Origin of the sequence: Actinacidiphila yeochonensis CN732 (genome assembly GCF_000745345.1) — a bacterium.
GTDB lineage: Bacteria > Actinomycetota > Actinomycetes > Streptomycetales > Streptomycetaceae > Actinacidiphila > Actinacidiphila yeochonensis.
On record NZ_JQNR01000004.1, the window covers coordinates 37,895 to 62,181 of the forward strand.

18 protein-coding genes and 1 pseudogene are annotated in these 24,287 nt (G+C 73.6%); 12 read left to right on the forward strand and 7 right to left on the reverse strand.

What is annotated here, in order from left to right; all coding sequences use genetic code 11:
* Positions 1–84: 84 nt before the first annotated feature.
* Positions 85–945, reverse strand: a complete 861-nt coding sequence (locus tag BS72_RS07075) for a nucleotidyltransferase domain-containing protein (protein WP_063835997.1) — start codon at positions 943–945, stop codon at positions 85–87.
* A 520-nt stretch (positions 946–1,465) separates the two neighbouring features.
* Between BS72_RS07075 and BS72_RS07080 the strand changes: the two genes are divergently transcribed.
* The 4 genes from BS72_RS07080 to der all read left to right on the forward strand — a co-directional run bounded on the left by BS72_RS07080 (position 1,466) and on the right by der (position 5,643).
* Positions 1,466–2,551 (forward strand): prephenate dehydrogenase, encoded by a 1,086-nt coding sequence (locus BS72_RS07080; protein ID WP_037908034.1) that lies wholly within the window; start codon positions 1,466–1,468, stop codon positions 2,549–2,551.
* Positions 2,552–2,761: 210 nt separating this feature from the next.
* A complete protein-coding gene (gene cmk / locus BS72_RS07085) occupies positions 2,762–3,439 on the forward strand; it encodes a (d)CMP kinase (RefSeq protein ID WP_037908037.1) in 678 nt (225 codons plus the stop codon).
* Positions 3,436–4,095, forward strand: coding sequence for a lysophospholipid acyltransferase family protein (locus BS72_RS07090; protein ID WP_037908039.1), 660 nt, complete (start codon positions 3,436–3,438; stop codon positions 4,093–4,095). The genes cmk and BS72_RS07090 overlap by 4 nt, the downstream gene beginning before the upstream one ends.
* Positions 4,096–4,182: 87 nt before the next feature.
* Positions 4,183–5,643, forward strand: coding sequence for a ribosome biogenesis GTPase Der (gene der / locus BS72_RS07095; protein ID WP_037908041.1), 1,461 nt, complete (start codon positions 4,183–4,185; stop codon positions 5,641–5,643).
* Positions 5,644–5,897: 254 nt separating this feature from the next.
* On the opposite strand, the gene BS72_RS07100 is transcribed toward der, so the two are convergent.
* On the reverse strand, positions 5,898–6,233 hold the full coding sequence (locus BS72_RS07100) for a hypothetical protein (RefSeq protein ID WP_078901113.1): 336 nt from the start codon (positions 6,231–6,233) through the stop codon (positions 5,898–5,900).
* 380 nt (positions 6,234–6,613) lie between these two features.
* Positions 6,614–7,432, reverse strand: coding sequence for a hypothetical protein (locus tag BS72_RS07105; protein WP_107498696.1), 819 nt, complete (start codon positions 7,430–7,432; stop codon positions 6,614–6,616).
* Positions 7,433–7,714: 282 nt separating this feature from the next.
* Between BS72_RS07105 and BS72_RS35230 the strand changes: the two genes are divergently transcribed.
* Positions 7,715–8,455 (forward strand): transglycosylase family protein, encoded by a 741-nt coding sequence (locus BS72_RS35230; protein ID WP_078901114.1) that lies wholly within the window; start codon positions 7,715–7,717, stop codon positions 8,453–8,455.
* A gap of 501 nt (positions 8,456–8,956) precedes the next feature.
* Complete coding sequence (locus tag BS72_RS37850) at positions 8,957–9,175, forward strand: I78 family peptidase inhibitor (protein ID WP_078901115.1); 219 nt, start codon at positions 8,957–8,959, stop codon at positions 9,173–9,175.
* A gap of 152 nt (positions 9,176–9,327) precedes the next feature.
* On the opposite strand, the pseudogene BS72_RS39775 reads toward BS72_RS37850, so the two are convergent.
* Positions 9,328–10,317 (reverse strand): annotated as a pseudogene (locus BS72_RS39775) (phosphatase PAP2 family protein); the annotation flags it as partial.
* 438 nt (positions 10,318–10,755) lie between these two features.
* Between BS72_RS39775 and BS72_RS07120 the strand changes: the two are divergent.
* Positions 10,756–11,952 carry an acyl-CoA dehydrogenase family protein gene (locus BS72_RS07120; protein WP_037908046.1) on the forward strand — a complete coding sequence of 399 codons (1,197 nt, stop codon included), beginning with the start codon at positions 10,756–10,758 and terminating at the stop codon, positions 11,950–11,952.
* A 136-nt stretch (positions 11,953–12,088) separates the two neighbouring features.
* On the opposite strand, the gene BS72_RS07125 is transcribed toward BS72_RS07120, so the two are convergent.
* Positions 12,089–12,532, reverse strand: coding sequence for a cell division protein SepF (locus BS72_RS07125; protein WP_037908049.1), 444 nt, complete (start codon positions 12,530–12,532; stop codon positions 12,089–12,091).
* A gap of 336 nt (positions 12,533–12,868) precedes the next feature.
* On the opposite strand from BS72_RS07125, the gene BS72_RS07130 reads away from it, so the two are divergent.
* The gene (locus tag BS72_RS07130) at positions 12,869–14,104 is read left to right on the forward strand and encodes a DUF5685 family protein (protein ID WP_198545801.1); all 1,236 of its coding nucleotides are present in this window, start codon (positions 12,869–12,871) and stop codon (positions 14,102–14,104) included.
* A 134-nt stretch (positions 14,105–14,238) separates the two neighbouring features.
* Entirely contained in the window at positions 14,239–14,991 is a 753-nt protein-coding gene (locus BS72_RS07135) for a DUF1684 domain-containing protein (protein ID WP_037908053.1), read from the forward strand.
* 124 nt (positions 14,992–15,115) lie between these two features.
* On the opposite strand, the gene BS72_RS07140 is transcribed toward BS72_RS07135, so the two are convergent.
* Positions 15,116–15,580 (reverse strand): PPOX class F420-dependent oxidoreductase, encoded by a 465-nt coding sequence (locus tag BS72_RS07140; RefSeq protein ID WP_051950773.1) that lies wholly within the window; start codon positions 15,578–15,580, stop codon positions 15,116–15,118.
* Positions 15,581–16,163: 583 nt separating this feature from the next.
* On the opposite strand from BS72_RS07140, the gene BS72_RS07145 reads away from it, so the two are divergent.
* Complete coding sequence (locus BS72_RS07145) at positions 16,164–19,619, forward strand: DNA polymerase III subunit alpha (RefSeq protein WP_037908054.1); 3,456 nt, start codon at positions 16,164–16,166, stop codon at positions 19,617–19,619.
* On the forward strand, positions 19,616–20,608 hold the full coding sequence (locus tag BS72_RS07150; RefSeq protein ID WP_037908056.1) for a DNA polymerase Y family protein: 993 nt from the start codon (positions 19,616–19,618) through the stop codon (positions 20,606–20,608). Before BS72_RS07145 ends, BS72_RS07150 begins: the two co-directional genes overlap by 4 nt.
* Positions 20,609–20,922: 314 nt before the next feature.
* On the opposite strand, the gene BS72_RS07155 is transcribed toward BS72_RS07150, so the two are convergent.
* Positions 20,923–22,560: a glutamate--tRNA ligase gene (locus BS72_RS07155; protein ID WP_037908057.1), complete on the reverse strand. Its 1,638-nt coding sequence runs from the start codon at positions 22,558–22,560 to the stop codon at positions 20,923–20,925.
* A 435-nt stretch (positions 22,561–22,995) separates the two neighbouring features.
* On the opposite strand from BS72_RS07155, the gene BS72_RS36330 reads away from it, so the two are divergent.
* On the forward strand, positions 22,996–24,006 hold the full coding sequence (locus BS72_RS36330; RefSeq protein ID WP_051950774.1) for a ParB/RepB/Spo0J family partition protein: 1,011 nt from the start codon (positions 22,996–22,998) through the stop codon (positions 24,004–24,006).
* The last annotated feature ends 281 nt before the right edge of the window (positions 24,007–24,287 follow it).

Genomic DNA, 24,287 nt, shown 5'->3' on the forward strand with positions numbered 1-24,287 from the left:
GCGCGCCGGGGCGCGCCGGAGGCCGTCCGGTGCGCTCTTCCGGCGCCTCCGGGACCCGTGGGGCTTCCCCCGGGCCGGAGGCCGTCAGCGCGACCGCGTGCCCTGGGGCGTGCGGTCCGCGTCCGCGGGGGCGCCCCACGAGCCCGCCACGACCCAATCGGGTGGCCGCCCGGCGCCCTCGGAGGCCGGCCCGGGCCGTACGGACCCGTCTCCGCCGGGCACCTCGGCCCTTCGCGCCGGGGCAGCCGGCGCGGAGCGGGCCCGCACCCGGACGAGGAAGTCCTCCACCGCCGTCCGGTCGGGCTCCGCCGGCAGCGGCGTGCGGCCGGCGGCCTCGTCGATCTCGCCTTCCAGGGAACGGGCCCAGGACCGCACCCGCCCCCAGGGCAGCTCGCCCCGGCGGACGGCCAGCAGCCGCTCGCGCTCCTCGCCGACCTCCACCACCAGCCGTCCCGTGCGGACGAGGTCCCGGCAGCTGAGCAGCAGCCGCACCAGGTGCACGGCGTGGTTCCAACGCGGCTCTCCGTGCTCGCGGAGGGCGGTCTCCAGGCGGGCCGACCGCTGGTGCGCGTAGCCGCGGAGGGACTCCACGGCCCGCAGGGAGAGGAAGCTGCCGCGTAGTTCGAGCAGCTCCCGGCCGATCTCGTCGGCGTACTCCACCAGCGGCGAGTGCAGGCACTCCAGCACCTCGGGGCTCCCCCGGAGGGCAAGCGCGCAGAAGCGCTCCAGCTCCCAGGAGAACTGGTCCTCCAGCGGGCCCGCGACGTGTGCGGGCGGCTTGTCCAGACGCCAGAAGAGCGGTGCCGGCGCCGCGAAGACCCCACGGCGCTCGGTGGCGCCGCCCTCCTGGGCCAGCCCGAAGGCCCGCGAGCCCACCACACACGCGTAGACCGTGTGCTCCCGGACCAGGTCGAGGCCGGGGCCGTCCGCCAGTGACTCGTGCATGGGCGCGATTATCGTCACTCCGTACGGCCGTCCGCCCGCTTTTCCACCACCCGCCCCACCGGCCCCGGACGACCGATCCGCCCCGGCGGGCCCAGGCCGCCAGGACGCCGCGGATGTCCCCAGGCCGCCGATTCCGCTCCCCTGAAGTCGCCGGCCCTCCTAAGGACCCTTGACCGCCCTTCCCAAGGACGCGATCCGGCGGCCTCGTCACCCCGGTCCGCCGACGCCACCAGGACGCGGGACGCCGTCCGTCCGCACCGGGACGCGGGACGCCGGCACCGGGCCCCAGAGCACCGGCCCCGCACCTGGCGGCCCGGCCTGCCCCGGCCCGCACCCGTCCGCGGGGCGGCCCGGCCGGTGGCCGATCCGCGTACCGGTCGGTGCGGAGCTGCCCGCCTCGCTACCCTTGCGCAGTGACGCCGCCCCGGTACGGACCGGTACGGCGGAACGCCGCCCAGAGCCGCCCCGCCCGCGCCCCGCCCCTCGGGGAGCGGCCCCGCACCCCGCAAGGACACCGCCCGTGAGGACCGCTCTCGTCATCGGAACCGGCCTGATGGGCACGTCCGCCGCCCTCGCCCTGAGCAGCCGCGGCGTCGACGTCCACCTGGCCGACCACGACGAGTCGGCCGCCCTCACGGCCGCCGCCCTGGGCGCCGGCTCCGCGGAGGCCCCCGAGGGCCCTGTCGACCTGGTCGTGGTGGCCGTGCCGCCGGCCCACGTGGCCGCCACGCTGGCCGACGCCGTCGCCCGCGGGCTGGGCCGCGGCTACCTCGACGTGGCCAGCGTCAAGGGCGGGCCCCGGCGTGAGCTGCTCGCCCTGGGCTGCGACCTCAGCCGGTACATCGGAACCCACCCGATGGCCGGCCGGGAGCGCTCCGGCCCCCTGGCGGCCACCGCCACCCTGTTCGAAGGCCGCCCCTGGGTGCTCACCCCCACCCCGGACACCGACACCGAGGTCCTCAACCTCGCCCTGGAACTGGTGGCCCTGTGCCAGGGCGTCCCCGTCGTCATGGACGCCGACGCCCACGACCGGGCCGTGGCCCTCGTCTCCCACACCCCGCAGCTGGTGTCCAGCATGGTCGCCGCCCGCCTGGAGAACGCCGAGGAGGCCGCGGTCCGGCTGTGCGGGCAGGGCATCCGCGACGTGACCCGGATCGCCGGCTCCGACCCCGCCATGTGGCTCGACATCCTGGCCGCCAACCCGGGACCCGTCGCCGACGTGCTCGCCGACCTCGCCGACGACCTCACCGGGGTCGTCACGGCGCTGCGCGCCCTCCAGTCCGCCGACGACGCCAAGCGGCACGACGGCGCCGCCGGCGTCGAGGACATCCTGCGCCGCGGCAACGCGGGCCGCGCCAGGGTCCCCGGCAAGCACGGCACCGCCCCCCAGGCATACGAACTGGTGGACGTGCTCATCGGCGACCAGCCGGGCGAGCTGGCCCGGCTCTTCGCCGACGCGGGCGCCGCGGGGATCAACATCGAGGACGTGCGGATCGAACACTCCGCGGGCCAGCAGGCGGGCCTGGTCAAACTCGCGGTGGAGCCGCGCTCGGCGCCCGTGCTCACCGCCTCCCTGCGCGAGCGAGGCTGGGCACTGCGCCGTTAGGGCCCGCTGCCGGGAGGGGACCAGCGCCGGACGTGTTCCGGGTCACAGCCCCCGCACCTGCCGCGCCCGCGTGGACGCGGCGGGTCCGGACGCGGTTGTCCACAGGGTTGGCGCGGGCCTGTCCGGGCGGCCGGTAACCTTGAGGGATGGCATCCGGCCCCGCCGGCGCGCCCTCACCCCGAAACCCGTGCACGAGGAAGGCCTCCCGCTGTGTCAAATCCGGTGATCGTCGCCATCGACGGACCTTCCGGCACGGGCAAGTCCAGCACCTCGCGGGCTGTCGCCGCCCGGCTCGGGCTGAGCTACCTCGACACCGGTGCCATGTACCGCGCGATGACCTGGTGGATGCTCAGCAACGGCGTCGACGTCAGCGACACCGCGGCCGTCGCCGGCCACGCCGGCAAGCCCGCCATCGTCTCGGGCACCGACCCCGAGGCGCCGTCCATCACGGTCGACGGCCTGGACGCCGCCGGACCGATCCGCACCCAAGAGGTCACCGACGCGGTCAGCGCGGTCAGCGCGGTACCGGAGGTGCGCACCCGCCTGGTCGAGATCCAGCGGGCCGTGGCCACCGCCGCGCCCGTCGGCATCGTCGTCGAGGGCCGCGACATCGGCACCACCGTCCTGCCGGCCGCCACCGCCAAGATCTACCTCACGGCCTCGCCCGAGGCCCGCGCCGCGCGCCGCAGCGGAGAGCTGAAGGGTGTGCAGACCGTCGCCGAGACCCAGGCCGCCCTGGTGCGACGGGACGCCGCCGACTCCGGCCGCAAGACGTCCCCGCTGGCCAGGGCCGAGGACGCGGTCGAGGTCGACACCACCGAGCTCACCCTTGAGCAGGTCGTCGAGCGGGTCGTCGAGCTGGTCGGGGAGAAGCGGGCCGCGAGGTGAGCCCGCAGCGCGCCTCGGCTCCGGCGAGCGCACGAGGCGCCGCGGTCGCCCGCGGGATCGGCATCGGCCTGGTCAACACCCTGCTGCGGCCGCGCGTCCTCGGCACCTGGCGGATGCCGTCGTCCGGGCCGCTGATCCTCGCCGGCAACCACACGCACAACGTCGACGGGCCGATACTCGTCGGCACCTCGCCGCGGCCGGTGCACTTCCTGGTGAAGAAGGAGGCGTTCGCCGGCCCGCTCGACCCGTTCCTGCGCGCCATCGGCCAGATCGAGGTGGACCGCTCCGGTCCCGACCGGACCGCGATCGGCTCGGCGCTGGAGGTCCTGGAGGGCGGCGGCGTCCTCGGCATCTTCCCCGAGGGCACCCGCGGCGCCGGCGACTTCGCCGAGCTGCGGGCCGGCCTCGCGTACTTCGCGGTGCGCTCCGGCGCCCCCGTGCTGCCGGTGGCGGTGCTGGGCAGCGGACGGCCCGGCCGGGCCGTCCCCTCGCTGCCGCCGCTGCGGGCCCGGATCGACGTCGTCTTCGGCGAGCCGTTCGCGGCCGGCGACGGCTCGGGCCGCCGCACCCGCACCGCCCTGGACGCCGCCACCGTGCGCATCCAGGAGCACCTCGCCGCCCACCTCGCGGACGCCCGGCGGGCCACCGGCCGCTGACCGCCGGGGCAGGCAGCCGGCCCGGCAGCCGCCCCACGACCCCACACCTGATCGGCCAGACCGACCGACGTTCCACGGAGAGAGCTCATGGACCAGCAATACGAGCACGGCGACGCCGGTGAACTCGGCGACGCCGAGTACGCCGAGTTCATGGAGCTGGCCGCGGAGGAGGGCTTCGACCTCGAAGAGGTCGCCGACGACCTCGCCGCCGCCGGCCACGGCCCGCTGCCGGTGCTGGCCGTCGTGGGCCGCCCCAACGTCGGCAAGTCGACACTGGTGAACCGGATCATCGGCCGCCGCGAAGCGGTGGTCGAGGACCGCCCCGGAGTCACCCGCGACCGGGTCAGCTACGAGGCCGACTGGAACGGCCGCCGCTTCCGGATCGTCGACACCGGCGGCTGGGAGCAGGACGTGCTGGGCATCGACGCCTCCGTCGCCTCCCAGGCCGAGTACGCGATCGAACTGGCCGACGCGGTGGTCTTCGTGGTCGACGCCAAGGTCGGCGCCACCGACACCGACGAGGCCGTGGTCAAGCTGCTGCGCCGGGCCGGCAAGCCCGTGGTGCTCGCCGCGAACAAGGTCGACGGACCCTCCGGCGAGGCCGACGCGTCCGCGCTGTGGAACCTCGGCCTGGGGGAGCCGTACCCGGTCTCCTCCCTGCACGGCCGCGGCACCGGCGACCTGCTGGACGCCATCATGGACGCGCTGCCCGAGGCGCCCGCCCTGCAGTTCGGGGGCGTCGCCCCGGGCGGCCCGCGCCGCGTGGCGCTCATCGGCCGTCCCAACGTCGGCAAGTCCTCCCTGCTCAACAAGGTCGCCGGCAGCGAGCGGGTGGTGGTCGACGCCACCGCCGGCACCACCCGCGACCCGGTGGACGAGCTCATCGAGCTGGGCGGGGTGACCTGGCGGTTCATCGACACCGCGGGCATCCGGCGGCGTGTCCACCTCAGTGAGGGCGCGGACTACTACGCCTCGCTGCGTACCGCCGCCGCGCTGGAGAAGGCCGAGGTCGCGGTGATCCTCGTGGACGCCAGCGAGACCCTCGCCGAGCAGGACACCCGGATCGTCACCATGGCCGTCGAGGCCGGCCGGGCCGTCGTCATCGCCTACAACAAGTGGGACAACCTCGACGAGGAGCGCCGCTACTACCTGGAGCGGGAGATCGAGCGCGATCTCGTCCAGGTGCAGTGGGCGCCCCGGGTGAACATCTCCGCCCGCACGGGTCGGCACGTCGAGAAGCTCGTCCCCGCCATCGAGACCGCCCTCGCCGGCTGGGAGACCCGAGTGCCCACCGGGAAGCTGAACGCCTTCCTGGGCGAGCTGGTCGCGGCCCACCCGCACCCCATCCGCGGCGGCAAGCAGCCGCGCATCCTGTTCGGCACCCAGGCGGGCACCCGGCCGCCGCGGTTCGTGCTCTTCGCCTCCGGCTTCCTGGAGGCCGGGTACCGGCGGTTCATCGAGCGCCGGCTGCGCGAGGAGTTCGGCTTCGAGGGGACGCCGATCCAGGTGTCGGTGCGCGTGCGGGAGAAGCGCGGGCGCAAGAAGTAGTACCGGCTCGTCCGCCGCCCCTCCGAGGGGCGGCGACGCGGGAACGGCCCGTGCCCTCCGAGGGCACGGGCCGTTCCCGCGTCCGGGCTCCACAGGGACGAGCAACGGGCCCGGCGGCCACCGCCGCCCGGTCGCCGGCCGGTAGCCGCGGTCGCAGACGCCCCTGTACGGCCTCCTGCGGCCCTTTCCGCCCTTCGGGCCGCCCCTTTGGTCCAGCCATCCGTCAGGGCGCCCAGAGAGGCTCTCTGGCGCCGTCAGAGCATCCGGTTGTCCCCACGCCCGGGAGGCAGTGCCGCCGGGCCCTCGCCGGGCGGCACGGCGGCGTGGCCGGGGGCCTCGGGTCCTCGGTGCCGGCCTGGCGGCTTGGCCTGCGGGTACTCCGAGTGCCAGGACCCGAAGCCCTTGAACTGGATGGCCTCCTCGCCGGTGCGGTCGCCGGGCAGGGTGCGGAAGAGCCTTCGGTACTCCGAGTAGAGGGCGTCATAGATCGGCGTGCTGCTGACACCGCCTGCGGCCGGTTCCTGCGCCGCGCGCATGGACGGGATGTAGCGCTGGTAAGGGGCTCGGGAGGAGGCGTCGAAGCTGTGCACGTAACTGCCAACGAGGCGGAGCCCGGACGGGATGCGGGCCGCACGGCTGAATTGCCTATCTTTGACCTGGTCAGCGAAGTACCGGACGGAATGGTGCCCAATACCCGCGCATGCGGGACGGCGCGCACGCCCGCGGCACGCCCGCGGCACGCGCGCCCTCGCCACGGTCCCCGCACCCGGCTGCGACGCGACGGCCGACCGGGCGCGGGAAGCACGGCCAACCCGGTGCCGCCGCAGGACCGGTGCCGCCACGGCCGCCACGGAGGTCCGGAACGGCAGGCGGACGGCTCCGGAGCGGCTCCCGTGCGTCGGCCCGGCGGTGTGCCGCCGCGGGGCCCGTCGAAGCACCTGCCCGGCCGGGCGATCGGCCGGGCCGCTGATCAGGTGCCGGAGAGCGGCATCATCGCGGCCACCAGCTGTCCGCGCGCGCACGCCCGGGCCAGTGCCTCGCGCATCAGGTCCTCCCGCGGCTGCCGGCCGATGGAGCCGGCGGGGCCGGCGTAGACGTACACCTCGTTGCTGCGCTGGACCGCGGCCCGCCAGCCGTCGCTGACCGCGAGCGGCTGGTGTGCCTGCCACCAGGCGGCACCCGGGGAGCCGCCCACGCCGGGCTGGAGGACGGCGTGCAGCTTGCCCATGGCCAGCAGCACGGACCAGCCGGTCAGCGGGGACGGCGGCTGCTCCAGATCGAGCTGCGGCACGAAGCCCTGCTCGATCAGGAGCGGCAGGAAGTCGTCCCCCTGCCCGACGGAGCCCACCCGGGCCACCGGGCCGGTCGGCTCCACCACGAGAGCGGGGCGCAACTGGTCCTTGACGATGATCAGACCGCAGGTGATGCCGAGGACCGCCTGTCGCGGTGCGAGGTCGGCCGGCGGCACCTGCGCCTGGGAGGGGAAGGGCGCCTCCCCGCCGGCCCCCGGGGCGTCGGGGCTGATGCTGCGCACCGCGCCCTGGAGGTCGGCCTCCGCGACCGGCACCACCTGCGAGGGGATGCAGCTCGCGTGCGCGAAGGCGAGTACGGCGGTCTCCTCGCCGACGAACAGCACCGTGCTGGTCCGCTCCTGCCCGCTGTCGCCCGGGGTGCGGCAGGAGGTGCAGTCGTACGTCCCGGGTGAGCTCTCGCCGTTGAGGAGCCGCGCGGTCTCCTCGTCCCCGATCTCGGCTCGTACCTCGTCACTCACGTCGAGCATGGGCGCCACGGGAGTCTCCTTGGAAAAATGCCGTGCTGCGGCCGCGAACACGGTCCGAAGCGGGTTGTCCGGCCGCCGGGCGTGTCCCCGGCGCACTCTGTCAACGGACAGCGCGCGCGGAGGGTCACGGTCTGCCATCCGGTACTTCCGGCCGCCTGGCGGGCCCCGGAAACGGCCACATGGCCAGTCGGATACGAAACCAGGAGCTGCCTGGTCCACCCGGGTGGGTTGAGCGCGGCCGTGTGCCGTGTTGCCGGAGTTTCAGGGGGGCGACCTGCCTAGCGTAGTCTGATGATCGAACTGTCGAATTTGTCCGATTCATCGCGCCCATCGGATTCGTCTGATCTGCCGACCGATCGACAGATCCGCAGTGCGGGCCGGAGCTCCTCGTTCCGTGCCACCGGTACCCGCGCCGCCACGGCCCTCGCCGCGCTCGGCGCCTTCGCGCTGCTTCCGCTGCTCACCCAGCCCGCCCAGGCCGCCTCAGAAGCCGCTCCCCGGCCGGAGCTGGCCGCTCCGCCGCCCAGCCGCTCCGCCTCGGCGCCGTCGCCCCTGGGAGGCCTCCAGGGCATGGATCTGATCGCCCGCGCGGCCACCACCACCCCCGAGTTCACCCGGCAGCGGTCGGTGTGGGACGACCTCGCCATGTGCGAGAGCAGCGGGGACTGGCACATCAACACCGGCAACACCTTCTACGGCGGCCTCCAGTTCTGGCAGCCGACGTGGGAGCTGTTCGGAGGGCTGGCCTACGCCCGGCGCGCCGACCTGGCAACCCCGCAGCAGCAGATCGACATCGCCGAGGCCGTCCTGCGCGTCCAGGGCTGGGATGCCTGGCCGGTCTGCTCGCGCAAGATCGGCCGCAAGGGCTTCGAGCGCCTCGTGCACACCGTCCAGCCCGGCGAGACGCTGGGCGGGATCGCCGAGCTGTACGACACCCACGGCGGCTGGCCCGCGCTCTACTCGCTCAACCGGTCCCTCATCGGCGACGACCCGGACATGGTCGAGCCCGGCATGGTGCTGACCGTCACCTGAGTCGAGGCCGGTGCAGGGCCCACCGCCGCCTGGCGGAGCGGGCCCGGCCCGGTGCCGGGTGAGCGAGGGTCGCCCCCGGCGCACTCCCACCGAGCGGCCCGCACCCCCCTTCGCGGGTGCGGGCCGCGCCGACACGTACGCCCCCGAGGTGTCGTGCGCGCGTCCGAGACGCCCGTACGGCCCCGCCGGCCCGGTTCTCTCGGCGACGGTCGCTCCGCGGGGCACTCCGCCGGGGGTCTGTCTGCCCGGGCCGCTCTGCCGGGGGTCCCTCTGCCGGGCGGCCGTGGTCCGTCCGGGCCCGCTCCCCGGGCGCGTGAGGGAAAAGCCGGGGGCTTTAGCGCCTTACCGTGCAGGTGTCCGGCAAACCACCAGAATTGGCCCGTCCGTGTGAAGACTGTGCGGACGTTGTGGCAGTCGCCCTCATGCATCCCGCACGCGTCATCATGCGCCCCGGTCTCCTGCGGCTGCGGAACATCTATTCGGACGAATACCGTGACAGGTATGGCACCTGAACCGAACCCGCCCGGTGGCAATCCCTCCGACGATCTCGGCGCCTATGTGGGACTGACCCGTCAGGAAGCCGAGGACCGCGCCCGCGAGCACGGCTGGACCACGGTCCGCAGCCTGCCGACCGGGACCGTGGTGACGATGGAGTACGTCGTCGGACGCCTGAACTTCATCGTGGACGCGGACCGCGTGCAGCGCTGCTGGCTGGGCTGAGGGGCGACACCGGGCGCGTCGCCTGCCGGTCCTGCGGACGCCTGCTGCCCGCGGGGGACAGCGGGGTGCGCTCGCCGCGGGGGGTCGCCCCCGGCCGACCGGAGGGGTGCGCTCCGCCCGTCTGGGGCGCCGTGCCCTGACTCCTGGCCGTGCCGCTCCCGGCTCCCGGCCCCTGGGCCGCGGGGAGCCGCCGCCGGCCGCCGAGTCGCCGCCGGTGAGGCCGCCGGCCTGCGCCGGAGCGGTGGACGCGCCCGCCACCGGGCCGCCCCCCGAGCCCTTGGGTGAACCCTTCCCCCGGCCACCGGACGGCGGCCCGGCCGCCGCGGGGCGCTCAGGGCGTCCGCGCCGCACGCCGGGGCCGTGGCGAGGGCCGCCGCGGGAGCGGCCGGGGCATCGGCCTCCGCGGCTTCCGCCAGCCGTGCCGCGACGAGCCCCGAAGGCACCGCCATCGGCGTCCTCACGCGGGCGCGGCGGTACCGGAGGCGAGCCAGCAGCTCGGTCAGCCACTCCTCGGTATGGGCCATCGCTGGCTCGAACCACGGGAGGGCCAGCAGGATCAGCAGCCCGGCGGCCCAGCCGAGCAGGACGTCGCTCACCCAGTGCGTACCCAGGTAGACGGTGGTGGCGCCCACGCCGAGCGCGAGCAGCGCGCTGGCCACCGACCCCCAGCGGCGGGCGCGCGGGGTGGTGGCCAGGTAGGCCAGGACGCCCCAGGTCACGACCGCGTTGGCGGTGTGACCCGAGGGAAATATGTCCCCGCCGGCGAACATCTCGGCCGATCCGACCGTGGTCGCGTAGTGCGGGCCGAGCCGCCCCAGACCGTACTTGACCGCGCCCACGGTGATGTTGAGCAGCAGCAGCGAGGTGCCGAGCACGAGCAGCGGGTGCAGTGTGCGGTGGCGCCAGGCGCGCCAGCCCAGCCAGGCGAGCACCATCACGGCTGTCGGGCCGCGCTGGCCGAGGACCACGAAATAGTCCAGGAACGCGTGGATCTGCGGCCACTGCTTGTAGGGGCGCCACAGCATGACCTGCCAGTCCAGCGTCACCAGTTTGGACGTGGTCACAACGCCGACGACGATCGCCACGTAGGACGCCACAGTCAGGCCGAACAGCCACACGCGTGTTCGGCTCATCTGAGGCATCCTGCTCCCGGTCGAGCGCCTCGCCGGGGGGTGGAGCCTGTAATCGGTACGCACCCAATCGACGTTACAGCGTGTGACAGCACACAACCGCCGCAGGGGCGGCTTTGTAATGACGATGTGATGTGGAGTGCGTCTCACCACTCCTTTGGCGGATGGTCTTTCGGGGTGGAATGCGCCGGGGCTCGGAAGATTATGTTCGACTGCTCATACCCCCTGCGGAGCCGTCTTATTCGAAGCTTATTTCCCTCGAATTTATTCGGTGTTTCCCGGCGCCACACCCAGCCGCTCGGCCCTGGGGAGCCGTCGGAGAGCGGCTCCGCCGCGGGCCCTGTCGGGGGAAAGGCCCTCCGCCGGGGCTAACCTAGCCGGTCAGTGGTGTCCGCCCGCCGCTCGGGGCATCCGCCGGTACCCGGTCGGCTCTTCGCTCGGAGGTCCGTCATGTCCGCAGCAGCCGCCCCCCGGGCCGCCTTCGACCCCCGCGACCCGCTGGGCCTGGACGACCTGCTGACCGCGGAGGACCTCGCCGTTCGCGAGACGGTGCGTGCCTGGGCGGCCGAACGGGTGATGCCGCACATCGCCGACTGGTACGAACGGGGTGAACTGCCCGTCATCCGGGAACTGGCTCGCGAGCTCGGTGCCATCGGCGCCCTCGGCATGCACCTGGACGGCTACGGCTGCGCGGGTGCCACCGCGGTGCAGTACGGGCTGGCCTGCCTGGAGCTGGAGGCGGCCGATTCCGGCATCCGCTCCCTGGTGTCCGTGCAGGGGTCGCTCGCCATGTTCGCGATCCACCGGTACGGCTCGGCCGAGCAGAAGGAGCGGTGGCTGCCGGCGATGGCCTCCGGGGAGGTCATCGGCTGCTTCGGCCTGACGGAGCCCGACCACGGCTCGGACCCGGCCGCGATGGCCACCCGGGCGGTGCGGGACGGCTCCGACTGGGTGCTCGACGGCCGCAAGATGTGGATCACCAACGGCACGGTGGCCGGCGTCGCCGTCGTCTGGGCCCGCGCGGACGAGGGGGTGCGCGGCTTCCTCGTGCCCGCCGGGACCCCTGGCTTCTCGGCGCCGGAGATCCGCCGCAAGGCGAGCCTGCAGGCGTCCGTCACGAGCGAACTGGTCCTCGACGGGGTGCGGCTGCCCGCGGACGCCGTGCTGCCCGAGGCGGTGGGCCTGCGCGGGCCGCTGAGCTGCCTGAACAACGCCCGCTACGGCATCGTCTGGGGAGCCCTGGGCGCCGCCCGCTCATGTTTCGAGGCCGCGCTGCGCTACGCGGGGGAACGCGAGCAGTTCGGGCGGCCGATCGGCGGGTTCCAGCTCACCCAGGCCAAGCTCGCCGACATGGCGGTCGAACTGCACAAGGGGCTCCTGCTCGCCCACCACCTGGGACGTCGGATGGACGCGGGCACCCTGCGGCCGGAGCAGGTCAGCTTCGGCAAGCTCAACAACGTGCGGGAGGCGATCGACATCTGCCGGACCGCCCGGACGATCCTGGGCGCCAACGGGATCTCGCTGGAGTACCCGGTGATGCGGCACGCCGCGAACCTGGAGTCCGTGCTCACCTACGAGGGCACGGTGGAGATGCACCAGCTGGTGCTGGGCAAGGCGCTCACCGGGCTCGACGCCTTCCGCGGCTGAGCCGCCGCACGCCGCGGGGCGTGCCGGCAGCGTGCCATCCGACAGGCCGGCACCTGTGGCGGCGAGGTGGCGCGGGCGGACGCGGACCGGCCCGGACCGGACCGGCCCGGGCCGGGCGCGACGGCCCGTCCCGGGGTCAGTTCTGGTTGAAGAAACCGTCGCCGTGGTGGCGGCTGTTCGGGCTCATCACCGAGTAGTCCGCCGGGGTGAGGAGGAAGACCCGGGTGGCTACCCGCTCGATGGAGCCGCGCAGCCCGAAGGTGAGGCCCGCCGCGAAGTCGACCACGCGCTTGGCGTCGGCCGCGTCCATGGCGGTGAGGTTGACGATCACCGGCACCCCGTCGCGGAAGAGCTCGCCGATGCCGCGGGCGTCGCGGAAGCCGTCAGGGGTGATCGTCGCGATGCGGCGCCCCTGCTCGTTGGCCGACTCCGACGCCACCCTGACCCGGGGGTCCGTCACCCAGGTGTCGGGGCGCTCCGGGCTGTCGCCGTAGTCGGCGTACTCCTCGTCGTAGTAACCCTCGCCGCCGTTGTCGTCGACGAGGCCCAGCCAGGCGCTCGCCCGTCGAACCGAACCCATGGACGCCTCCTCTCTCGCACGCGGTCATACCGTCCGCTTAGTCCTATCGTCGTCCATGATGACTGCGATGCGCCAAGGGGATAGTCGACGTGTGGGCGAGTTGTGACGGTACTGGCACACACGATAGTGGCGCACCGTCAAGCTGGGGCAGGTCCGGGAGAGCTGACGAGACGATGGGAACGTCATCCACGATCGGGTGAAAGCATGGGCCGTCCGGCCGTAGGGTCGACGCGGTCCACGCCGATAACATGACCGGCGTTCGGCCGCCGAAACCTGATCGCTGGTCACGATGACGGCACGGCCGGAGGCGTGGGGACGGGGATACGGGGGCGCGGTGTGTTCGGAGTCATCAGGCCGTGCCGTCATCGCATGTCGGAGGGCATGCTGGCGTCCTGGACGGCCCACCTGTGCGGGCTCTGCCTCGCCCTGCGCGACGGACACGGCCAGTTCGCACGTGTGGCCACCAACTACGACGGTCTGATCATCTCGGTGCTGGTCGAGGCGCAGGACGGCCCCACTGACGGCGGCCGGCGGACGGCCGGCCCGTGCCCGCTGCGCGGGATGCGCACCGCTCCGGTGGCCGGAGGCGAGGGCGCCCGGCTGGCTGCGGCGGTCTCCCTGGCGCTCGCCTCGGCGAAGGTGCGCGACCACGTCGAGGACGGGGACGGCCTGTTCGCCCGTCGCCCGGTGGCCGTCGCGGCCCGCCGGGTCGCCGACCGCTGGGACCTGGCGGGCGCCCGGACCGGTGGCGACCTCGGATTCGACACCGCCGTGCTCGTCGACGCCGTCGGCAGGCAGCAGGAGGTCGAGGCCGCCGCCACCCAGGGCACCAGTGTGCTGGCGGTGACCGAGCCCACGGAGACGGCCACCGCCGCCGCCTTCGCGCACACCGCCGTGCTCGCCGGGCGGCCCGGCAACGCCGAGCCGCTTGCCGAGGCCGGCCGGCTCTTCGGCCGGCTGGCCCACCTGCTCGACGCCGTCGAGGACCTCGCCGACGACTCCCGGACCGGGGCGTGGAACCCCCTCGCGGTCACCGGCACCGCCCCGGCCGAGGCCCGCCGGCTGTGCGACGACGCCCGGCGCGGTGTCCGTCTCGCCCTGCGCGACGTGGAGTTCGCCGACCACGCCGGCGCCCGGCTGGTCCACACCCTCCTCGTCCACGAGGTGGAGCGCGCCGTGGACCGTGCCTTCGGCACGGAGCGCTGCGCCCACCGCCCTGCCGCGCAGGACCGGTACGGTCCTCCGCCCGAGCCCTTCGGCCCCGAGGCGCCGCCTCACCCCGGCCACGGGCCGCGGCATCCGCAGGGGCCGGCGGGGCCCGACGTCCCGCCGCCGCCCGAACCGCCACGGCGGCGAGGGCTGTTCGGCGGCTGCCTGGTGTACGCCGGTCTGTGCTGCACCTGCCAGCTGTGCTGCACCGACCACGCCGACCCGTGGACCGGCCGGCGGCGCGACGCGTGGTGCGATTCATGTGATTCATGCGACTGCGGAGACTGCTGCCAGAACTGCGCCGACTGCCTCAACTGCTGCGACGGATGCGACGGGTGCGACGACTGCGGCTGCGACTGCTGACGTCCCGCCGACCTCCTGCTGACGTCCCGCCTGTCCCGCCGACACCTCCGCCGGCCTTCGTCCACACGGTCCGTCCGCCTCTTCCCCGGCCCTGGAGTCGAGGCGGGCGGACGGGTGTGCGAGGCTTGAACCTCATGAGTACGGACAACCCTGCCGAGACCCGGGCGGAGTGGGAGCGCTGGCGCGCCCGCCGAACCGCTGCTGTCTCGACGCCGCACGGCCCCCTCGCCCTCGTCGGAACCTACTGGCTGGACGACTATCCCGACGGGGAACTCCCCGCGCTGCCCGGACGGTGGCGGCCGCAGGGCGGGCTGGTTCACCACGAGGTCGACGGCGGCGGCACCGTGCTGGAGCCCGAAGGGCGCCCCCTGCTGCTGCCGGACGGCCGCAAGGCCCTGGCGATCGACCGGGAGGGGTTCCTCGCCGTACGGCTCTGGGACCCGCAGGCGCCCGCCCGCCAGGCGTTCGCGGGTATCGACGCCTTCGACTGGGACGCGAAGTGGGTCGTGCCCGCCGTCTTCCGGCCCTTCGCCGAGCAGCGCACCGTCCAGGTCCCCAACGCCGACGGGCGTGAGCGCGGGCTGGGGCTGACCGGTGAGCTCTCCTTCTCCCTGGACGGTACCGCCTGCACCGTGTCCGCCACCGTGCAGGAGGACGGCGGGCTGTGGGCCGTCATCGCCGACGCCACCAGCGGGAAGAGCAGCTTCCACTTCCGCTTCCTCTACGCGCCGGAGCCCGCCGCGGACGGCTCGCTGACGCTGGACCTGAACCGCACCTCCCTTCCGCCGTGCGCCTTCGCCGACGCCTTCATCTGTCCCTTCCCTCCTCCCGGCAACACCCTTCCCCTTCCCCTCGAAGCGGGAGAGCGCGCCCTCCTCGCGAGCTGAGCGCGGAACCCGCGAGAGGCTGCGCCTGACCTGCGCCTGACCTGCGCCGGACCGGTGGGCCGTGGGGGAGGGGCGCCCTTCCCCCCCGGCCCACCGGCCGGGACCTCGGCTGCGAGCGCCCCGGCTATACCAGGGGCCCGCTGGTGCCGCCCTGGGCGAAGCCCCAGCCGTAGGCGCGATCGAGCCTCAGCCGGATGACCAGCCTGCCGTCGGCCACCATCGCCGCCCGGTACTCCTCCCAGTCCGGATGCTCGCCCGCTATCGCGCGGTAGACCTCCACCAGCTCGTCCGCCGTCGCGTCGTGGGGATCGGCGGCGACGGGGGTCAGCTCCGCCTCGCCCTCCCCGACCAGATAGGCCACGAGGTCGGGCGTGGTCACGTAGAAGCTCGCCCGCGGATCGCGGCGCAGGTTCCGGGTCTTGGCTCGGCTGTCGGTGGCGGAGACGCGCACGAGCCGTTCTGCTTCGTCGAAGTGGAAGGTGACGTTGGACAGTTGCGGCCGGCCGTCCTTCTTGATCGTGACGAGAACGCCGTTTCCCTGCTGGCGCAGCAGATCCAGCAGCGGACTGGCGGCGGGGGACTGGGACATCATGGCTCCTCGCATCGTGATCACCGTTCGTGTTCGGGACAACGCACTGTGTCCGGCGGTTGTTCCGAATCGAGCGCCGGATCGTACGGATTCACTCGTCCGAGTGCGGAAGTCCGGCCTGACCAGGCGTGATTCCGTACGGTGGTCGACCCGGTCCAGGGGGTCGGCGGTCGCCGACCGGAGGCGGGGCGTGCCGCGCACCGGCCCGTACGGCGCCCGCGCGGGCGAACGCCGGCGGATGCGCGTCCTCGCGCTCCTGGGGTGCCCGATTCGGCGGATCCCCGTGTCCATCCACTGACCCAGCGCTCTCACTCGTAGCCCTGGGTGACAGGTGTTCGCTTGCGTGACGTCCATCTCGAAAGGTCGCATCGCCGGCGCCGCGTCCCGTGGTGCCAAGTCCGCTGCCGGGCGGCGGAGATGGCGTGCGGGGGCGTGATCCGGCCACCGCTGTCGGTGGTCGGATCGTTCGATGTGGACGCGTTCGAGTCGCTGACCTGGGAGCACCGCGCTAAGCTAATCGAACGGACGTACGAGGAATGTTTCGGGCGGATGGCTGAAAAGGGGCGGAGGGTGGAGGTGTGGCATGGCGGACTTCGTCCATCTGCATGTCGCGTCCGGTTACTCCGAGCGGTACGGCGCCGCGCACCCCGAGCAGCTCGCTCTGCGGGCGGCCGAGCGGGGGATGACGGCACTGGCGCTGACCGATCGGGACACCGTCACCGGGGCGGTGCGGTTCGCCGAGGCGTGCCAGGAGACGGGGGTGCGGCCGGTCTTCGGGATCGACCTCGCCGTGGCCGCGCTCGCGCCGCCGCCCCCGGCCCAGCGGCGCAGGACTCCGGTACGCGGCGGCGCCCACGTGGTCGAGCCCCCGCTGCGGTTCGTGCTGCTCGCCCGGGACGCCGAGGGCTGGGCGCGGCTGTGCCGCATCACCAGCGCCGCCCATGTCGGCACCGCGGGCCGGGCCGCCCCCGCCCAGGTGCCGTGGGACGCGCTGCGCGAGCACGGCGGCGCCGGACTGACCGTGCTGCTCGGGCCGCTCTCCGAGCCGGTACGGGCATTGGCGGCCGGCCGGGAGGACGTCGCCGCCCGGCTGCTGCAGCCCTGGCAGGAGATCTTCGGCGAGGGCTTGCGTCTTGAGGCGGTCGTCCACGGCCGCTCCGGTACCGGCCCCGGCTCCCTGCGGCTGGCGGCCAGGACGCTGGCACTCGCTGACCGGACCCGTACGACCGCGGTGCTGACCAACGCCGTCCGCTACGCCGACGCCGACCAGCACCGGCTCGCCGACGTCCTCGACGCCGCCCGGCTGCTGCGGCCCATCGACGGGCGCCGGCTGGACGGCGGACAGCGCTGGCTCAAAGGCGAAGGCGAGATGGCACGGGCGGCACAGGAGATCGTGGAGTGCGCCGGCATGGGCCCGCGTCGGGCCGGTCGGCTGCTTGCCGAAACCGCCGCCACCGCGGCGGCCTGCCGTCTGGACCCGAAGGCGGACCTGGGAGTCGGGTCCCGGCACTTCCCCGAGCCGGAGGTCGTCGGAGCCCGGCCCGGCCCCGGCTCCGCCGCCCGACTGCTGCGGGAGCGCTGCGAAGCGGGCCTGGTCCGCCGCGGCCTGGAACGGGACCGTGCGGCGCGGGAACGGATGGAGGGCGAGCTGGGCATCATCGGCAAGCTGGGCTACGACTCGTACTTCCTGGCCGTCGGGCAGGTGGTGGCCGACATCCGCGAGCTGGGCATCCGGGTCGCCGCCCGCGGTTCCGGCGCGGGGTCGATGGTCTGCCACGCTCTCGGCATCGCCACCGCCAACCCGCTCGACCACCACCTGCTGTTCGAACGCTTCCTCAGCGAGCGACGCAAGGGGCTGCCCGACATCGACATCGATGTGGAGTCCGCACGCAGGCTGGAATGCTACGACGCGGTCTTCCGCCGCTTCGGCCACGAGCGGGTCGCGGTCACCGCGATGCCCGAGACCTACCGGGCCCGCAGGGCGCTGCGCGACACCGGGTTCGCGCTCGGTATCCCGCCGCACGACGTGGACCGCATCGCCAAGAGCTTCCCGCACCTGCGGGCCTGTGACATCACCAGCGCCCTCGCCGAGCTGCCCGAGCTGGGCGGACTCGCCGCCGAGGCCCCGGGCTACGGGCCGCTGTGGGAGCTGGCCGAGGGGCTGGACTCCCTCGTCCACGGCATGGCCATGCACCCGTGCGGGGTGATCATCAGCGACGCGACCCTGCTGGATCGCCTTCCTGTCCAACCGACTCCGCAGGGCGACTACCCGATGGCCATGGCGGCCAAGGAAGAGGTCGAGATCCTGGGCAACATCAAACTGGATGTCCTGTCCGTGCGGATGCAGTCCTCGATGGCGCACGCGGTCGGCGAGATCGAACGCGCCACCGGCGAGCGGATCGACCTCGACGACGGGAAGCAGGTCCCGCTGGACGACGTCTTCGCCTTCAAGCTGATCCAGCAGAGCCAGACCATCGGCGTGTTCCAGCTGGAATCCCCCGGCCAGCAGGACCTGCTCTCCCGCCTCCAGCCGCGTGACGTGCAGGACGTCATCGCCGACATCAGCCTCTTCCGCCCGGGACCGGTGGCCGGCGGGATGCCCGAGCAGTACATCGCCGCCCGGCACGGCGGCGCCCCGCACTTCGCCCACGACGACCTGAAGCCGGTGCTCGCCGACACCTACGGGGTGACGATCTGGCACGAGCAGATCATCGAGACGCTGGACGTGATGACCGGGTGCGGCAAGGACCGCGCGGAGGCGGGCCGGCGCCTGCTCGGAGACAAGGAGAAGCTGCCGGAGATCAGGGACTGGTTCCACCGGGCCGCCGCCGCCCGCGGCTTTTCTCCCGAGGTCCGCGACGAGGTGTGGGCGACGGTCGAGGCGTTCGGCGCCTACGGCTTCTGCCGGGCGCACGCGGTCGCCTTCGCGGTGCCGGCCCTGCAGTCGGCCTGGCTGAAGGCGCACTACCCGGCCTTCCTGCTGGCCGGGCTGCTGGAACACGACCCGGGCATGTGGCCCAAACGGGTGATCGTCGCCGACGCCCGCCGCCGCGGGGTGCCCCTGCTGCCGGTCGACGTCAACCGCTCCCGCCCGGAGTACACCGTCGAGCGGGCGGAGAACGACCGGTGGGGGGTGCGGCTCGCGCTGGCCGGGGTGCGCGGGATCAGCGAGGAGGAATGCGCACGGATCGCCGCGGGGCAACCGTACGGATCACTGTCCGACTTCTGGCAGCGGGCCAGGCCCAGCCGCCCGGTGGCCGAACAGCTCGTCGGGATCGGCGCGTTGGACGCGCTGCCCGACGGGCGGCTGACCCGCCGGGACCGGCTGCTGCAGATCGCCGAACTGCACCGGCAGTCCCGCACCCGCGACGCGGCCGAGGGGCAGCTGCCCCTCACCACCGACGTGATCGGCGCTACCGAGTCCGGCGGGCTGCCCGAGATGACCGGTCGGGAGATGCTCGGCGCGGAACTGCACACGCTCGGTATCGACGTCTCGCGGCACCTTATGGAATACCACCACCGACTGCTGCGGGAGATCGGCGCGACCGACGCCGCCCACCTGGACGACCTGCCGGCCGGCCGCCAGGTCCTGGTGGCGGGAATCCGCTCCGCGACCCAGACCCCGCCGATCGCGTCGGGCAAGCGGATCATCTTCGTCACCCTGGAGGACGGCTCCGGCCTGGTCGACCTCGCCTTCTTCGAGGACTCGCACGAGGCGTGCGCCCATACCGTCTTCCACTCCGGGCTGCTGCTGGTCCGCGGCACCGTCCAGGTCCGCGGCACCCGCAGGACGATCGTCGGCAGCATGGCGTGGGACCTGGAGGAGGTCGCCGCCACCCGGCGCGACGACGGGCCCGAGGCCGCTCTCGCGCTGCTGGGCCGGAGCGGCCCCCATCCGACGCCGGCGCAGCCGGGACGCACGCTGGCCAACGGCACCTCCGGCGCCCGCCTCCACCCCTACGCCGACCTGCAGCCCGTCGGCTCCCGCACCGCCGACCTGCGGAAGCTGGGGCACCGTAGCCCGGGGAGCGCGGGATGAGGACACACCACATCGCCCACCTGCGCCTGCTCGCCGACCTCGGCGCGGAACGCTACCAGCAGGTGCTTGAGCTGTTGAACGGGATCATCCCGCACGTCCAGGCGTTCCCGCCCGACGCGGTGCAACTCGACCTGACCCCGGCACTGCGCTACTTCGACCGGAGCCCCTACGAGCTGGTGCAGATGGCCAGGATGCGGGTCGCGGCCCTCTACGGCATCGAGACCAGCGCGGGACTGGCCAGGAACCCGATGCTGGCCGCGATGGCGGCGGCAGCCTCCCCGCCCGGACGCACCACGCGCGTCCCGGGCGGGCAGGAGGCGGTGGAAGCCTGGCTGGGGCCGCTGCCGGTGAGCGCGCTGCCCGGGGTCGGCCGGGCCACCGCGGCCACGCTCGGCACCTACGGACTGCACACCATCGGCCAGGTCGCCAGCACCCCCGCGGTCACCCTCCAGCGAATCCTGGGCGCCGCCACTGCCCGGCAGCTCGCCGAACGCGTCCGAGGCCACGACCCCAGGCCGGTCACCCCGCAGGCCCCCACGGCACGCATGACCGCCGACCTCGTACTCGACCGCGACTGCCTCGACCCCGTGCGGCACCACCGCGCCGTGCTCGGGCTCGCCGAAGAACTCGGCCGCAGGCTGCGCACCGGGACACAGGTCACCGGCCGACTCACGCTCACCGTCCGGTACGCCGACCAGAGCGCCACCACCCGGACGCGTACGCTGCCCGAACCCACCGCCCACTCGCCGCTGCTGGCCGCCCCCGCGCTGGGCGTCCTGACCTCCCTCGCCCTGCAACGCGCCCGGGTCCGCGGCTACGCGCTGACCGCCGACCGCCTGCTGCCCGCCGCCGACGCCACCCACCAGCTCAGCTTCGACCCCGCCGACGCCCGCGCCCGCGCCGTCGAGGCCGCCGCGGACCGGGCCCGCAACCGCTTCGGGCCGGGCGCGGTGAGCCCGGCGACCCTGGCCGACCCTGGCCGGGGGTGAGTCCGGCCCGCGGTCACGGAGTACCGGCGTCGCGCTCTCCACCCCAGGGCGTTGGCCAGGGCGAACGGAGAACGCTCAGGGGAGTGCCCATGCCCCTCCCGGCAGGGTGTGCCCCGCTCGCCGCCCTGGCACGGGCACGCGCCGCGCCGGCACGGGAACGCGCCGTCCTGGTGCGGGCACGCGCCGTGTCGGCCGAAAACCCGGACAGCCCATGACGAGGGCTTCCGGCCGACTTGCGACCGCCCGCACCAGGACACCTCGCCACCGGGCGGACCGCGCCGGTCACGGCACCGGCGCCTCTCCCGTCCGCGGCCCTAGGACGCCGCCAGCACCCGGGCGCGACGGACGACCTCGGCGGCGCCGAGGGTGTTCGCGACGGCGAAGAGGTCGGGGCTGCGGGTGGAACCCGTCAAGGCGAGGCGGATGAGCTGGGACGCCTCGCGGATCGAGCCGGGATAGGCGTCCGGGTCCTTCTTGTACTCCTTGGGGCTGGAGGCGAACCCGTGCTTGGCGGCCAGGGCGCGGATCTGGTCGAACCAGTCCGCGGCGTCGTGCCGGTAGCCCGCGGCGAAGTCCTCCGCGAACGCCCGGACGAGATCCGGCGCCATGCCGCCGAACTGCGGGTCGCCGACGGGGACCGGGACGAACAGCTGCCGGAAGAAGAAGCCGTAGGCGGTCCGGAAGTCCGACCACTTCCGCAGGTCCTTGCGCGGGTTGTCGACGCCCTCCCGCTCCACGGCCAGGGCCGCCAGGGCGAGTTCGCGCTCCGCGTCGAGCACCGGAACCAGCTCGGGGTCGTGCTCCGCCGCCCACGCGCGGACCGCGGCGAGGATCTGCTCGCCGCTGAGGGTGGCGATGTGGTCGGCGCTGATGTCCTCCAGCTTGACCAGGTCCACCAGCGGGCCGGCCACTCCGAACTCCGCCAGCCGGATCGGCTCCTCCAGGGCCTGCGGCAGCGGGAGTTCGGCGAGCCGGCCGTTGGCGAGCCCGCGCAGGTAGAACAGCACGGCCTCGGCGGGATAGCCCGCCTGCACGTAGAACGTGACGCTCGACTCCGGGTCCTTGCGCTTGGACAGCTTCCGCTTGCCGCCCGGGATCTTCTTCATCAGCGGCGCGATGTGCGCGTAGGTCGGGGGCGTGAAGCCCAGCGCCTCGAAGAGCTGGAGGTGGAGGGGGACGGAGGAGATCCACTCCTCGCCCCGGACGACCAGGGTGACCCGCATCAGGTGGTCGTCCACGGCGTGCGCGAGGTGGTACGTCGGCAGCGGGAGGGGGTGGGCGGAGGACTTGAGGAGCACGACGTCGTTGCGGTTGTCCTCGTGCTCCAGCCGGCCGCGGATCGCGTCGGTGAACGACGCCCGCGCCCCGGTGGTCCCCGGCGAGCGGAAGCGCACGACGTAGGGGGCCCCCTCGTCCAGCTTCGCCTGCACGGCGGTCGGCTCCGCGTCCCGCCAGATCGCCCACTCGCCGTAGTAGCCGGTGGGAACCTTGGCCTCCTCCTGGCGGCGCCGGGCCTCGGCCAGTTCCTCGGACGTGGCGAAGCAGAGGTACGCCAGGTCCCTGCGCAGGAGGTCGCGGACGTAGCTGAGGTAGATCGGCTGGCGGGCGGACTGGAGGTAGGGGCCGTAGTCGCCGTTGCGGTCGTCCTCGTCGGCGGGCACCCCGAAGTAGTCGAAGGCGCCGGCGAACTGGGCCACGGCCCCCTCGACCTCGCGGGACTGGTCGGTGTCCTCGATGCGCACCAGGTACGGGCCGCCGCTGCGACGGGAGATGTCGCGGTTGATCATGGCGACGTAGATCCCGCCGATGTGCACGAACCCGGTGGGAGACGGCCCCAGCCGAGTGACCTGGGCCCCCTCCGGCAGCCCGCGTGGCGGGTAGCGTTCCTCCCAGTGCCCGGGTTCGGGCAGGTCCGCGGGAAACAGCGCGTCAATGACGGATGGGACGAGCATGGCGGGTCAGGGTCTCCAGCGACGTCGGGAAGGGGGGCCTCATCCTACCCGCGCCGCAGCAGGCGCTCTCGGGGCCGGCCGCGGCCGCCGCCCTCCGAGGGCGGTCGCCACGACGGGCTTTCCGGCTCCGCCCGCGGTCCGCCGGGAGTCGCCCCGCGAAGCGCTTCGCCGGACGTCGGTGCGAAGTCTTTCGATATATCTTTACACCATCCTTGAATAATGAGGTTTGGCGAGCAGATCTTTCCTGCGCGTCGCCGGCGTGTGCGTCGGGTCCGGTATATGCGGCAGTAAATGTCCAGAATGGCAATTATCCGACCGCCTGATCCCCATGTGTCACAGTGGTGTGACGCCCGACCCCCTTGTAGTATCGGGACCAGGAAACGCGGTGATACCTATGGACTGCTATGTCCGTACGGTGTGGCGTGAGGGGGCTCGATGCGCGACGTGGTTGAAATAGCCAACCGGTCCGACGTGGGTGCGGAAAGGGAATTCGAGAGTGCGCCCCTGCTGATTTCCCGGTTGACCCCCGGTGATTCACCGAGGATATCCGGCCTTTCCGACGACCACGTGCGTAGGTTGGCGGAGGTGGAAGCCGCCCTGCCTCCGATCCTGGTGCACCGGCCGACCATGCGCGTCATCGACGGGATGCACCGCCTGCATGCGGCCGCGTTGCGGGGCGATGCCGTGATTATGGCGACCTACTTCGACGGAGGCGAGTTCGAAGCCTTCGTTCAAGCGGTGCGGTCCAACAACGCCCACGGTCTCCCGCTGTCCTGCAAGGAGCGGGAGACGGCCGCCAAGCGCATCCTGGCCGCCCGACCCAACTGGTCGGACCGTGCGATCGCCGAGGTCACCGGGCTCAGCGCGCCGACCGTCGCCGCCGTACGGGGCCGCTCAACTGAAAGATTCTCGCAGTCGAACAGCAGGGTGGGGCGGGACGGCCGGGTCCGGCCCCTCGACGGGGCGGCGCGCCGCCAGAAGGCCGTCGAGATCATCCGCAGCCACCCGGGCGCCTCCCTCCGGGAGATCGCCAAAGAAGCCGGTATATCCGTCGGAACGGCCCACAACGTACGTCTGAAGCTGCGGGAGGAGGAAGCCGCAGCCGAGGCCACGCGGCTGAGCGGAGGCGGCGGGGACCCGCAGGACGGGGATTTCGGGCACAGCGCGTCCCGGGCGCTGCCCCCACCTGACTCTCCCGCGGACGACCGGCGCAAGCAGCAGGTGCTGCACAGCCTGCGCCGGGACCCTTCGCTGAGGATGTCCCGCAGAGGGCGGTTCCTTCTCCAGTGGCTCGGAATCCTCTCGCTCGGACCCGACGGGCTCGACCAGTTCGCACTCTCCGTCCCGAACCACTGGCTGAAGATCACGGCCGACCTGGCCCGCGAATCCGCGGCCACCTGGAAGCATCTGGCCGACGAGCTCGAGCGGCGTGCCGACGGCCTCTAGCCTCACTCCCGGCGGGGTTCGCCCCGCTCGCCGCCCTGGCACGGGCGCCCGCCGCGTCGGCCGAGAACCCGAGCAGCCCACGACGAGGACTTCCCGCCGCCCGCACCGGGACACCTCGCCACCGGGCAGGGCTCGCCGGTCGCGGCACCGGCCAGGCCCTGTCCGACAGATCTCGCCTGGCCCCCCCATGACCGCGCACGGGGTGCCCCCACGCGCCGCGTTGCCGGTCGTCGGCGCAGCCCGCCGCGTTTCCTCCCCCCGGGCCCGGCGGCAGGGAGTAC

Coding starts and splice junctions, on each gene's coding strand:
- BS72_RS07145 (WP_037908054.1), top strand. CDS start 16,164: ATGGCGGACTTCGTCCATCTGCATGTCGCGTCCGGTTACTCCGAGCGG.
- BS72_RS07155 (WP_037908057.1), bottom strand. CDS start 22,560: ATGCTCGTCCCATCCGTCATTGACGCGCTGTTTCCCGCGGACCTGCCC.
- BS72_RS07150 (WP_037908056.1), top strand. CDS start 19,616: ATGAGGACACACCACATCGCCCACCTGCGCCTGCTCGCCGACCTCGGC.
- BS72_RS07140 (WP_051950773.1), bottom strand. CDS start 15,580: ATGTCCCAGTCCCCCGCCGCCAGTCCGCTGCTGGATCTGCTGCGCCAG.
- BS72_RS07120 (WP_037908046.1), top strand. CDS start 10,756: ATGTCCGCAGCAGCCGCCCCCCGGGCCGCCTTCGACCCCCGCGACCCG.
- BS72_RS35230 (WP_078901114.1), top strand. CDS start 7,715: ATGATCGAACTGTCGAATTTGTCCGATTCATCGCGCCCATCGGATTCG.
- der (WP_037908041.1), top strand. CDS start 4,183: ATGGACCAGCAATACGAGCACGGCGACGCCGGTGAACTCGGCGACGCC.
- BS72_RS07125 (WP_037908049.1), bottom strand. CDS start 12,532: ATGGGTTCGGTTCGACGGGCGAGCGCCTGGCTGGGCCTCGTCGACGAC.
- BS72_RS37850 (WP_078901115.1), top strand. CDS start 8,957: ATGGCACCTGAACCGAACCCGCCCGGTGGCAATCCCTCCGACGATCTC.
- BS72_RS36330 (WP_051950774.1), top strand. CDS start 22,996: ATGCGCGACGTGGTTGAAATAGCCAACCGGTCCGACGTGGGTGCGGAA.
- BS72_RS07075 (WP_063835997.1), bottom strand. CDS start 945: ATGCACGAGTCACTGGCGGACGGCCCCGGCCTCGACCTGGTCCGGGAG.
- BS72_RS07135 (WP_037908053.1), top strand. CDS start 14,239: ATGAGTACGGACAACCCTGCCGAGACCCGGGCGGAGTGGGAGCGCTGG.